This is a genomic window from Microbacterium testaceum (assembly GCF_001476285.1).
GTDB classification, from domain to species: Bacteria; Actinomycetota; Actinomycetes; order Actinomycetales; family Microbacteriaceae; genus Microbacterium; species Microbacterium testaceum_B.
Map to the genome: position 1 here is coordinate 50,653 of NZ_LDRU01000032.1, position 11,711 is coordinate 62,363.

The following is an 11,711-nucleotide window of genomic DNA, read 5'->3' on the forward strand; positions in this document are numbered from 1 at the left end:
CCTCGGCGGACGGGCCCTTCGTCGATGATCAGAAGAGCAGGGACGCCAGTCGCCCTCGCGCGCGGAGGACGCGCGCGTCGTCGTCACCGACGATGCCGAAGAGCTCCAGGAGACGCGCTCGCACCGGAGCGCGCTCTTCCGCCGGAAGGGCTGCGAACAGGTCGAGCAGGCGTCCGAACGCATCGTCGACGTGGCCGCCGGCGAGATCGAGATCGGCGACGAGGAACTGGGCCTCGACGTCGGTGGGAGCCGCGGCGGCGGCCGCGCGGGCCTGCTGCAGGTCAGCGTCCTGGACCCGGTTCAGGAGACGAACCTGGCCGAGGCCGGCGGCGGCCTCCGCGTCGCGCGGGTTCTCCGCGAGAGCGCGCTCGTAGGCCGAGATCGCCCGCGGATAGTCGCCTTCTTCGATCGCGGCGAACGCCTCGGCGTGCAGCGGCGGCAGCGGAGCCTCGACGGGCTCATCGGCATCCGCGCTTTCGTCTCCCGTCGGCACCGTTCCGGTCACGCCGTGCTGCGCCGCCAGCTGCAGGAGCTGCGCGAAGACCTCGCGCACCTGCTGTTCGGGGACCGCGCCCGTGAAGAGGGGAACCGGCTGGCCCGCGACGAGAGCGACCACCATGGGGATCGACTGCGCGCGGAAGCCCTGTGCGAGCTGAGGATTGGCGTCGACGTCGACCTTCGCAAGAACGACCCGACCGCCGAGCTCGGTCACGACCTTCTCGAGCACCGGGCTGAGCTGCTTGCACGGCCCGCACCATTCCGCCCAGAGGTCGACGACCACCGGGACCGTCCGCGAGAGCTCGAGCACGTCTCCGAAGGACGCGTCGGTCACGTCGAAGATCAGCTTCGTCGCCGGCGCATCCGCGGTCGGCGCGGGAGCGCCACCCGTCGCGGGCGGCGTGGGACGGTTGCGCAGCGACGACAGATCGACCGCACCGCGCATGACGGAGCCGGGGGCAGGAGTGCTCACGGGGACACCTTCGCTTCGAGGAGGCTGGATCGGTAGCCGAGGAGACGGATCGGATCGTCCGACCCCTGGCTCGGGACGTAGAAGAAGATCTGGTCGGAGTACGTGGTGGTGAAGCCCGTCGCCGACTGGTCGACGCCGGTGAGGGCCTTGACCGCCGGGTTGTTGTCGAGCTTGATGACGGCGTCCGCGTTTGTCGGCTTCGCCGTGTCGCTCTCGTACACGTTCACCGCGACGATCGCACCGGTGTCGAGGGTGGCGAGCGCAATCGGATCCGTGGGACCGGCCGATGCCGTGAAGCTGATCTCCGCGGTGCCCGCTCCGGTCTGGTTGAGCTCGTCGGTCCGCTTCTTCTTGTTCTCCTCGATCGCCGGCAGGAGCAGGTCGTTGGCCGTGTCGAACTTCGACCACGACGCGCTGTTCTGTCCGTTGTTGATGAGGTCCGCGTAGGCGGTGGCGAGCTCGTTCGGCGGCATCACCAGGAACGAGGAGTCCGGCGGCACCTGGGTCGCGCCGACATATGGCGCGGCGAGCTCAGGCAGGTTCGTGGATGCCTCGAGGTTGCCGACGTAGGAGGCCCGGTACTCCGACCAGGGGTCGTCCTGCGTCATCATCATGATCGTCGTCGTGGGGGCGCTCGCGTCGGCGGACTCGACGACGGTCATCACGGTACGCGGCCACGCGTTCGTGGTCTGGGGAAGCGTGATCTGCACCGGCTCCGCGGGAATGGCGGGCAGCGCCGGACGGTCGGGGATGGCCGCGCGCAGGGTGTAGTTGGTCTTGCGCTCGGCGAGCGCCGGACCGGTCAGGCGCGTCTCGGCGGCGGTGGCGTCCATCGCCGCGTCGGCCTGCGCGACCGTCTGCGAGATCTTCGACACGATGCGCTGCGCCTGCGCCTCGGTGACCGCGGGCGGGAACTGCCCCTCGGGCACGATCACCGTGGCGGACGGGCTCGGGGAATCGGAAGCGGCGATCTGCGGCCACGCGTCGGCGGAGCAGCCCGCGAAGAGCGCTGCGGACACCCCGAGGGCGGGGAGGGCGATGAGAGCACGACGACCCGACCCGAGCGCACCGCGTGTCCGGCCGGTTCCTCGACGGCGGGTCGACTCGCTGATCATGCCCTTGTCCTCGCCGTCGGCGATCGAGATCGGTTCCGTCACCGGCAGCGGAAGCCCCTTGCGACGGGGCCGCCGCGAGCGACGGACATGACGGATGCCGAGGACGTAGAGCACGAGGCCGATGAGCAGCACGACTCCCCCGCCCACGATGAGCGGGCCCGCCCACGGAGTGGAGTTGTCGACCGGCCACGTCACCGTGATCGTGGAGGGGGCCGGCGCCTGTCCGTCCGAGGCGACGAGGACGCTCATATCGGCGGGAAGCTGCAGGGTCTGGGTGAGGGTGCCGGTCTGCTCAAACTCGTCGAGCCAGAGGTCGGACCCGACCGGTGAACGCGCACCGGCCGTCTGCGTTCCGGTCGTGGTATCGGCCGTTCCCGTGGCATCCGTGCCCCCGGTCGCATCCGTCGCGGTCGTCGAATCCGCGGGCGTGGACTCCACGGTCGGTTCGACGACGGAGGTCTCGACGGTGTTCTGGTCGCCCATCGTGACCGACGTGTACTCGGCGTCCGAGAGCCACGCTCGCATGTCCTCGGTGCGGCCGTAGGACACGAAGACATTCGCGTCGCCGTCGACGCGCAGCGTCTGCGCCCCCGGAAGGTTGCCGAGGACCGCGCCGTCGATCATCGTGTAGGCGGTCGACTGATCCGTCTGGATCGTCTGCGATGTCTCCGCCGGCCCTTGGAACACGGTGCGCTGGGCGATGCCCGCACCGATCATGACGGCGGCGATGATGAACGCCACCACGGCCCAGACGAATCTCACGCTATGCACCATCCTCAATCGGCGACTCGGGTGGTCGCCGAAGAATCGACGTTTCAGACTATCGGAGGACTCCTGAAAGTTCGCGGCGAGGACTGGACGCGCCCCACCGCCGCGCGCTCAGTATCCTTGCGGAAAGGACGCGGCCACGGCCGCAGGAGGCGGGAGTCCCCGGCATGAAGATCCACAACCCCTTCCGGGTGGCGCTGCTCGCGACCCTCGGTGTCGGCGTCGGGCTCCTGCTCATCGGCAGCGTCGAGAACCTGTCGACGATCCTCCTCTACGTGGGCACTGCGCTGTTCCTCTCGCTCGGCCTCGACCCGGTGGTCTCCTTCCTCGAACGGCGCGGGCTTCCGCGCTGGGCAGCCGTCCTCGCGACGATCCTCGGAGTTCTCGGCATCTTCGCGGGCATCATCCTGATGGTCGTGCCGATCATCGTGAGCCAGATCGCTCAGCTCGTCGCACAGGTCGAGGAACTCCTCCGGCCCGGTCGGTGGAACGAGATCGTCTCCGGCGCGCAGGACTGGGCCTCGTCGACTCTGCCGTGGCTCCCCCTCGATCAGGTGTGGGCCGGCATCCAGCACTGGTTCTCGACGCTCGACGTGGGTTCGATCTCCACCATGGTCGGCAACAGTCTGCTGACGATCGGCGGGGCGGTCGCTGCCGGACTCGGTGGCGCGTTCATCGTCCTGATCCTGACGATCTACTTCACGGCATCCACTCCGTCCCTCAAATCGGCGGTCTACCAGCTGGTGCCCGCGTCCAAGCGCGCCCGCTTCATCGAGCTGGCCGAGAAGATCACCGATTCGGTGGGGTACTACGTGATGGGTCAGGTCAGTCTGGGCGTCATCAACGGCATCCTGAGCGCGATCTTCCTGAGCATCATCAACGCCCCCTTCCCGGCGGTCCTCGCGGTCGTGGCGTTCTTCTTCTCGCTCATCCCGCTCGTGGGAACCCTGACCGGGTCGACGATCATCGTCCTGACGTGTCTGATCCCCGGTCTCGGCTCGCCGACGATGGCCCTCATCGCCCTCATCTACTACCTCGTGTACATGCAGATCGAGGCGTACGTCATCTCACCGCGGATCATGAACCGCGCCGTGTCGGTCCCGGGGGCGGTCGTCGTCATCGCGGCGCTCGCCGGCGGAGCGCTGCTGAACCTGCTCGGTGCGCTGATCGCCATTCCGGTGGCGGCCAGCATCCTGATCATCTATCGCGAGGTCATCATCCCGCGCCAGAACGAGCGCTGACGAGAGTCAGTCCGCGACGTCGTCGTCCCACTCGACGGCGAGCGGCAACGCGTCGGGGTTCACCGCGGCGACGATCTCGGTCAAGACACGGCGGGTCTGCGTCTCTCCGACCCAGAGGTGCTTGCCCCCGTCCACCGCGATGAGCGTCGCGTGCGGGATGGACGCGAATCGCTCGCGAGCCTCGTCGGGGCGCAGGTAGTCGTCGAACTCCGGCACGAGCACGACGACGCGACGCTGATCCTGGCCCCACGCCGCGACCTCGTCGGCGGTGGCGCGGTGCAGGGGCGGAGAGAGCAGGATGACGCCTTCGATGTCGTGGTCGCGTCCGTACTTCAACGCGAGCTCCGTCCCGAACGACCAACCGACGAGCCAGGGGCGCGGCAGCCCGCGCTCCCGGACGACATCCATGGCCGCGGCGACGTCGAAAGCCTCGGCCGCTCCTCCGTCGAAGGAGCCCTCGCTCGTACCGCGAGGCGAAGTCGTCCCCCGCGTGTTGAAGCGCAGCACGGCGAGGTCTGCCAGGGCAGGGAGGCGGCCGGCCGCCTTGCGCAGGATGTGCGAGTCCATGAACCCGCCCGCGGTGGGCAGGGGGTGCAGGGTGACGAGCGTCGCGACCGGCTCGCGCTCGGCCGGAAGGGCGAGCTCACCGACCAGGGTCAGACCGTCGACGGTCTGCAGATCGATGTCTTCTCGTCGCGCCGGAAGCAGCACGGGTCCCCGAATCTCCATCAGGCAATCCTCCAACAGGGTGTGTGCCAGTGGCGACGCGCGGCCAGGTCGGCCGCGTCGCCGAGAACGCCGTCCGCGCGCCACACGACCACGTGCGCGACGCCCGGCTCGACAGCCCGACCGCACCCCGGACAGCGATACTCCTTCTGCGCCTGAGGGGCGGATATCGGCTGCACGGTCCACTCGATGCCGCGCTTGACCTCGTTGCGCTTCCAGCCGGCGATCAACCGATCGAGCGAGTCATCGCCGCGGCGGGAATCCGGGCGGCGCTTGCGTGAGCGGGGCATGGATGCCACTCACCACCAGTGGTTGCTGGTCCAGAACGCGTACGCACCGGCCCAGCTGCCGTATCGGCCCGTCGCGTACCCGGTGGCCCACCGCAGGTTGTCGACAGGGTCGTACCCGTTGCCGGGAACCTTGCTGCACGGCAGCGCTTGCACGAGCCCACACGCTCCCGACGAGCGGTTGGTCGCGTTCGGGTTCCAGCCGCTCTCGCGGCTGACGATGTAGTCGACGTAGCCCATGTCGGACTCGGCGATGCCGGCGGCCGCCATCCACTCGGCGGGCGCACCGCCGCCTGTGTAGAACAGCGGGCCACCCCCGCCACCCGACGACCCCTGGTCTGCCGGGGAGGGAGTGGGTGTCGGCGTCGGCTTCGGCTTGACGTAGACGTTGTAGCTCGCGCGGTCGAGCTGCGGAGATTCGCGCTCGCCCGAGGTGGCCACGACCTGCGTGTCGCTCAGCCCCTCGGCGAACAGCGTGACCGTCTTCGGCTCCTCGGCCTTCGCGCTCGAGATCACGGCCCCCATGGGTCCGACGTAGGCCGCCGCGAAGAGAAGCGCGGCGCAGCCGGCGAACACCCCGACCACACCACGGCGGCGAGACCACCGAGGGGCGCCGCGGCGAGGGAGGGCGGGAGGAATGACGTCGGCCGAGTTCGCGCCACGGCGCGAGACGTGGCGCGAAGACGCACGTGTGAGGTCGGATCCGGAAGTCACAGTTCCTCGAGTCTACCGATGCGATGCAAGGGCGGCGACGTGTGGATCAACCGATCGCGAGCATCACTTCGACGACCGCGTCGAGAACGGCATCCACCTGCTGCTCCCGATAACCGCCGCGCTCCATGCGGAACGCCACCGAACGCACCTGCTCGGCGGTGATCGGGTCGCCCGTGGCGAGGTATCGGGCGATGCGGTCGGCGGCCACGTCGACCTCTTCGACACGGTAGCCGTACCGCATGAAGCCGACGCGATCGAACCGGTGCCCGCTCGGCCGCTGAAGCCTGTCGAGGACGACTTGTGCGGTATCGCGGGTCTCCGCGACCCAGGCCCGGGCACCGAGACGAGACAGCGCGTGTTCGCGCTCGCGCGCGGCGAAGGCGTCTTCGACCCGTCCGAGCGCAGCGTCGACCGGTGCGATGGCGTAGCCGCCGCGGACGAGAGGGAACGCTGTTGCACGCACTTCCGTCGAGCGCAGAGTGCCCTCCGCGTCGGACTCGAAGGCATCCCGTGCGCGGGCGAGGAACTGGTCGACGGCTCGCTTCTCGTACCCTTTCGTCCGGCCGGGGGCGTCCGGGAACGGGGTGCTCGTGCGGCGGTCTTCGGTCGTCGATTCGGTCATGACACTCCCAGCGGGGCGAGCAGATAGAACATCGCGAGGGCGGCGATCGCCGACAACAGGATCGAGTCGAGGCGGTCGAGGACTCCCCCGTGGCCCGGCAGCCACGAGCTCATGTCCTTGATGCCGAGGTCGCGCTTGACCATCGACTCGCCGAGGTCGCCGACGGTCGCGGTCGCCAGCACGACGGCGCCGAAGATCAACCCGGCCCACCACGGGATGTGGAGCATGAACGCCGCGAGGAGGACACCGGCGACCAGAGCGGCGACGAACGCCCCCGCGAAGCCTTCCCAGGTCTTCTTGGGGCTGATGCGCGGCGCCATCGGATGGCGTCCGCCGCGCCCGAAGGTCAAGCCCGAGACATAGGCGCCGGTGTCGGAGACGACGGCCACGATGAGGAAAGCGAGGACCCACCACTCGCCCCGATCCTCCGAGAGCAGGATCGTCGCGAAACTACCGAGGAACGGGAGGTAGAGCTGGATGAATCCCGCCACGAGGACATCGCCGAGGACGGCGGCGCGCGTCCGGCCGTCGCGAGCGAACATCTGACCGACCAGACGCCAGACGATGACGATCACGACCGCAGCCAGCGCAGCGACCCAGTGCACCCACAGTCCGGCGAAGAATCCGCTCAGCAGGAGCAGGAGACCGAGCCCGAGCTGCGGGCCGATGTCGACGCGTCGGCCGGATGCCTGGAGGGCGCGCGAGAACTCGAAGATCGCCAGCCCCACGGCCGCCGCAGCGAAGAGGACGAACAGCCACTTGAAGAAGATCAGCGACGCGATGACGACCGCCCCGATCAAAACGCCGATGAGGGTTGCGAGGATCAGGTCGCGGCCCGTGCGCTGCTTGATCCGCTCGTTGGCCTGATCGAACTCGGCGCGGGCCTGCGCGATGTGCTGCTCGGCATCCGATCGCATCGCGCGCAACTGCGATTCGATCGCCGTCACGCCTTCGCCGGTGGCGGGCAATCGGCGCGGTCCGTCGGCACGACGACGACCGGCCGCACCGGTGTGCGGCTCGGCGTCGTCGCGTTCGGACTCATCGGTCATCGACGTCAGACCTCGAGGAGTTCGGCCTCTTTGCGCTTGAGGGCCTCGTCGATCTGGTCGACGTGCGCGCGCGTCACGCCGTCGAGCTCTTTCTCGGCACGGACGAGTTCGTCTTCGCCGACATCGCTCTTTAGGGCATCGAGGTCGTCCTTCGCCTTGCGGCGCAGATTGCGGATCTGAACCTTCGCGTCTTCGCCCTTGCCGCGGACGAGCTTGACGTACTCTTTGCGGCGCTCCTCGGTGAGCTCGGGCATCGTGATGCGAACGATGTTGCCGTCGTTCGTGGGGTTCACGCCCAGGTTCGGCATGTCGCGGATCGCCTGCTCGATCGCCTTCAGCGCCGACTTGTCGTACGGGTTGATGACGAGCGTGCGCGCCTCGGGGTTGTTCAGCGAGGCGAGCTGTGCGAGCGGGGTCGGCGACCCGTAGTAGTCGACCAGGACCTTCTGGAACATCTGGGGGTTCGCGCGCCCGGTGCGGACGGTCGCGAAGTCCTCCTTGGCGGCCTCCACGGCGCGATCCATGCGCGTTCCGGCATCGGCGAGGACATCGGCGATCACGGTGACTCCATTCGTTGGGACTGACGTCTCAGTCTAGTCGCGCGTAGGCCCGGCACCCCGGGCCCACGCGGCGGTTCACGCGGTGACGAGCGTTCCCATCGTCTCGCCGAGGAGCGCGCGCGTGACGTTGCCCTCGGGTTCCATTCCGAACACGCGCATGTCGATCCCGTTGTCCATGCACAGGCTGAACGCCGTCGAGTCCACGACCTTCAGGCCCTTCTGGAGCGCGTCGTTGTACGTCAGGTGGTCGAGCTTCGTCGCAGACGGATCGACGCGCGGGTCGGCCGTGTAGACGCCGTCGACGCCGTTCTTGGCCACCAGGACCTCGACCGCACCGATCTCGAGCGCGCGCTGCGCCGCGACGGTGTCGGTGGAGAAGTACGGAAGGCCCGCACCGGCTCCGAAGATGACGACGCGGCCCTTCTCGAGATGGCGCACGGCGCGGCGCGGGATGTAGGGCTCTGCGACCTGCGTCATCGAGATGGCGGACTGCACGCGTGTGGCGGCACCCGCCTGCTCGAGGAAGTCCTGGAGGGCGAGGGCGTTCATCACGGTCCCGAGCATTCCCATGTAGTCGGCACGGCCGCGGTCCATGCCGCGCTGGCTGAGCTCCGCGCCGCGGAAGAAGTTCCCCCCGCCCACGACGATCGCGATCTCGACACGATCGACCGCCTCGGCGATCTCTCGTGCGATCTGGCTGACCACGTCGGGGTTGACCCCGAGCTGGCCTCCGCCGAATGCCTCACCCGACAGCTTCAGGAGCACCCGGCGGCGCTTGGTCGCTTCATCGATCACGTGTCATGTCCTCTCGTTCCATCCAAACTATCTGCCTGACGCAAACTATCTGCCTGACGGCAAAGTCGAAACGTCGCGCGCGCAGGAAAAAGGCCCGGGATGCCGTGGCATCCCGGGCCTTGTGACGGGCCCTGAGCCTGTCGAAGGTGTTAGGCGCCGACCTTGAAGCGCGCGAAGTCGGTCAGCGTCAGACCGGCGTCGGACGCGACCTTGGCGACGGACAGCTTGTTGTCCTTCGCGTAGTCCTGGTCGAGCAGGGCGACCTGCTTGAAGAAGGCGTTGACACGGCCTTCGACGATCTTCGGCAGGGCGGCCTCGGGCTTGCCCTCGTTGCGCGAGATCTCGGTGACGATCTCGCGCTCCTTCTCGACGTCGGCCTCGGGCACGGCATCGCGAGTGAGGTAAGAGGGGTTCGCGAACGAGATGTGCTGCGCGATGGAGCGAGCCGTCTCAGCGTCGTCACCGGTGTAGGCGAGCACGACGCCGACCTGCGGGGGAAGGTCCTTGCTGGTCTTGTGCAGGTAGACCTCGAACTTGTCGCCCGAGATGGTGCGCACGCGACGCAGTTCGACCTTCTCGCCGATGATCGCGGCTTCGTCGGAGATGAGCTGCTCGACGCTCTGACCGCCGGCGTCAGCGGCGAGGGCCGCCTCGACGGAGTCAGCGCCGGCAGCGGCTGCGGCGTCGACGACCTTCTCGGCCAGGGCGATGAAGCGCTCGTTCTTGGCGACGAAGTCGGTCTCGCAGGCGAGCTCGAGCAGCGTCACGGAACCGTCGTTCTCGCGAGCGACGACGAGGCCTTCGCTCGTGGAGCGGTCGGCGCGCTTGGCGTTGCCCTTCGCACCCTTGAGGCGCAGGATCTCGACGGCCTTCTCGACGTCGCCGTCGGCCTCTTCGAGAGCCTTCTTGGTGTCGACCATGCCGGTGCCGAGCTGCTCGCGCAGCGCCTTGATGTCGGCGATCGTGAAGTTTGCCATGGTGTGGCGTCTCCTTGTCGTATGCGTTCTTGATAAGAGCTCGGCGGGGCCGTGGCGCCGCACCTCACGAGGAGGTGCGGTCACGACCCCGCCGGATCGTAGCCTGTGCGGGTGACGTCGCGGTGGTGCGAACGTCGCGCTGCTTACTTGCTGTCGGTGGCCTCGGCGTCGGCGACCTCGGCGGCGGACTCGCCCGCCTCGGCGGCGACGGTCTCGTCGTGAGCCTCGGCACCGGCCTCGTCGGCAGCCGACTCGGTCGCGGCCTCGGTGGTCTCGGCGTTGGTCTCGAGCAGCTCGCGCTCCCACTCGGCGAGGGGCTCGGCGGCCTCGTCCTCACCGGCGGGCTGGTGACGCTGGATCAGGCCCTCGGCCGCGGCGTCGGCGATGATGCGCGTGAGCAGGCTCACCGAGCGGATCGCGTCGTCGTTACCGGGGATCGGGTACTGGAACTCGTCGGGGTCGGCGTTCGTGTCGAGGATGCCGATCACGGGGATGCCGAGCTTCTTGGCCTCGTCGACCGCGAGGTGCTCGCGCTTGGCGTCGACGACCCAGATGGCCGAGGGGGTCTTCTGCAGGTTGCGGATACCGCCGAGCGACTTGTGCAGCTTGTCGAGCTCACGCTTCTTGAGGAGGAGCTCCTTCTTGGTGAAGCCGCTCTCCGCCGGGTTCTCGTAGTCGAGCTCCTCGAGCTCCTTCATCCGGGCGAGGCGCTTCGACACCGTCTGGAAGTTGGTGAGGAGGCCACCGAGCCAACGCTGGTTGACGTAGGGCTGGCCCACGCGGGTCGCCTGCTCGGCGAGGACTTCCTGCGCCTGCTTCTTGGTGCCGACGAAGAGGATGGTGCCGCCGTGCGCGACCGTCTCCTTGACGAACTCGTACGCCTTGTCGATGTACCCGAGCGACTGCTGCAGGTCGATGATGTGGATGCCGGAACGCTCGGTCAGGATGAAGCGCTTCACCTTCGGGTTCCACCGGCGGGTCTGGTGTCCGAAGTGAACGCCGCTGTCGAGCAGCTGGCGGATGGTGACGACGGCCATGGTCGTACTCCTGTTTCTGGGCGCTCTCGCGCCGTGGTTGTGGTTGATCGCGCCGGACGAGTCGTCCGACGAGCCTGGTGCCCGGCGCACACCCGCCAACCGCCGAAGCGGAGGACCATGGGGTGTGGACGCCACGCGATGCGCTGTCCCGGAGGACGGCGCGCTGCGCTCTGGGCACGCGGAGTCATCCCGAATACACGAGATGCGTCTGCCAGTGTACAGGACGGGCATCGGCGACCGCTCGCCCTGGCAACTCCTCCCCCACGGCGTGTTTCGTCGATTCGTCCCCATTCCCCGGTCTCCGCGCCATCGACACCCGACGCCCCGGCGACACTGATCCCATGTGGCGTTCACCTCTCCGATCGGTCTCCGCGGCGGTCGCGATCGTCGTATCCGTGATGTGTCCAGCGGCTTCGGTCTCCGCGACGGATGATCTGGCGCAGCGCGGCTGGGTCTGGCCGGTCGACGAGGTGCAGCTCATCCGACGTTACGAGGCACCCGCCCACGCATACGGACCGGGTCATCGCGGTGTGGACCTCGCGGCGGACTCATCCGTTCGAGCACCAGCCGCCGGCCGCGTCGCGTTCGCCGGGTTGGTCGCGGGTCGGCCCGTCGTCACGATCGACCACGGCGACGGTCTGGTGACGACTCTCGAACCCGTCACGACGGAGCTGGCTGTCGGAGACGCCGTCTCGCGGGGATCGCCGGTGGGCGGGGTCGCGACGCGTGGGCACACCGGGCCGGGGACGGTGCACTTCGGTGTGCGGCTCGAAGGGGAGTACATCAACCCGCTGCGGCTCCTGGGGGGTGTCCCGCGGGCGGGGCTCCTTCCGTGCTGCTGAAGGCCGAA

Annotated in this window: 13 protein-coding genes; 2 read left to right on the forward strand and 11 right to left on the reverse strand. The window is 68.6% G+C overall.

The window, feature by feature from the left end:
* Positions 1-28 precede the first annotated feature (28 nt).
* Both NS283_RS06670 and NS283_RS06675 read right to left on the reverse strand, forming a co-directional pair.
* Positions 29-970, reverse strand: coding sequence for a tetratricopeptide repeat protein (locus NS283_RS06670; RefSeq protein ID WP_058596091.1), 942 nt, complete (start codon positions 968-970; stop codon positions 29-31).
* Entirely contained in the window at positions 967-2,847 is a 1,881-nt protein-coding gene (locus NS283_RS06675; protein WP_193752639.1) for a glycosyl transferase, read from the reverse strand. The genes NS283_RS06670 and NS283_RS06675 overlap by 4 nt, the downstream gene beginning before the upstream one ends.
* 173 nt (positions 2,848-3,020) lie before the next feature.
* Between NS283_RS06675 and NS283_RS06680 the strand changes: the two genes are divergently transcribed.
* A complete protein-coding gene (locus NS283_RS06680; protein ID WP_058596093.1) occupies positions 3,021-4,094 on the forward strand; it encodes an AI-2E family transporter in 1,074 nt (357 codons plus the stop codon).
* A 6-nt stretch (positions 4,095-4,100) separates the two neighbouring features.
* Here the strand turns inward: NS283_RS06680 and NS283_RS06685 are convergent, their stop codons facing one another.
* From NS283_RS06685 to rpsB, 9 genes are all read right to left on the reverse strand, one after another.
* A complete protein-coding gene (locus NS283_RS06685; protein ID WP_058596094.1) occupies positions 4,101-4,823 on the reverse strand; it encodes an alpha/beta hydrolase in 723 nt (240 codons plus the stop codon).
* Entirely contained in the window at positions 4,823-5,110 is a 288-nt protein-coding gene (locus tag NS283_RS06690) for a hypothetical protein (protein ID WP_058596095.1), read from the reverse strand. The genes NS283_RS06685 and NS283_RS06690 overlap by 1 nt, the downstream gene beginning before the upstream one ends.
* A gap of 9 nt (positions 5,111-5,119) precedes the next feature.
* Positions 5,120-5,821 (reverse strand): transglycosylase SLT domain-containing protein, encoded by a 702-nt coding sequence (locus NS283_RS06695; protein WP_241490420.1) that lies wholly within the window; start codon positions 5,819-5,821, stop codon positions 5,120-5,122.
* Between the two features lie 46 nt (positions 5,822-5,867).
* Positions 5,868-6,443: a DivIVA domain-containing protein gene (locus tag NS283_RS06700; protein WP_058596096.1), complete on the reverse strand. Its 576-nt coding sequence runs from the start codon at positions 6,441-6,443 to the stop codon at positions 5,868-5,870.
* Positions 6,440-7,492 (reverse strand): phosphatidate cytidylyltransferase, encoded by a 1,053-nt coding sequence (locus NS283_RS06705; protein WP_058596097.1) that lies wholly within the window; start codon positions 7,490-7,492, stop codon positions 6,440-6,442. The genes NS283_RS06700 and NS283_RS06705 overlap by 4 nt, the downstream gene beginning before the upstream one ends.
* A 5-nt stretch (positions 7,493-7,497) precedes the next feature.
* On the reverse strand, positions 7,498-8,052 hold the full coding sequence (gene frr, locus NS283_RS06710) for a ribosome recycling factor (protein ID WP_058596098.1): 555 nt from the start codon (positions 8,050-8,052) through the stop codon (positions 7,498-7,500).
* A gap of 75 nt (positions 8,053-8,127) precedes the next feature.
* Positions 8,128-8,847: a UMP kinase gene (gene pyrH / locus NS283_RS06715; protein ID WP_058596099.1), complete on the reverse strand. Its 720-nt coding sequence runs from the start codon at positions 8,845-8,847 to the stop codon at positions 8,128-8,130.
* Positions 8,848-8,996: 149 nt separating this feature from the next.
* On the reverse strand, positions 8,997-9,824 hold the full coding sequence (gene tsf / locus NS283_RS06720; RefSeq protein ID WP_058596100.1) for a translation elongation factor Ts: 828 nt from the start codon (positions 9,822-9,824) through the stop codon (positions 8,997-8,999).
* A 143-nt stretch (positions 9,825-9,967) separates the two neighbouring features.
* The gene (gene rpsB, locus NS283_RS06725) at positions 9,968-10,861 is read right to left on the reverse strand and encodes a 30S ribosomal protein S2 (RefSeq protein ID WP_058596101.1); all 894 of its coding nucleotides are present in this window, start codon (positions 10,859-10,861) and stop codon (positions 9,968-9,970) included.
* Positions 10,862-11,202: 341 nt separating this feature from the next.
* Between rpsB and NS283_RS06730 the strand changes: the two genes are divergently transcribed.
* Positions 11,203-11,703 carry a murein hydrolase activator EnvC family protein gene (locus NS283_RS06730; protein WP_058596102.1) on the forward strand — a complete coding sequence of 167 codons (501 nt, stop codon included), beginning with the start codon at positions 11,203-11,205 and terminating at the stop codon, positions 11,701-11,703.
* The last annotated feature ends 8 nt before the right edge of the window (positions 11,704-11,711 follow it).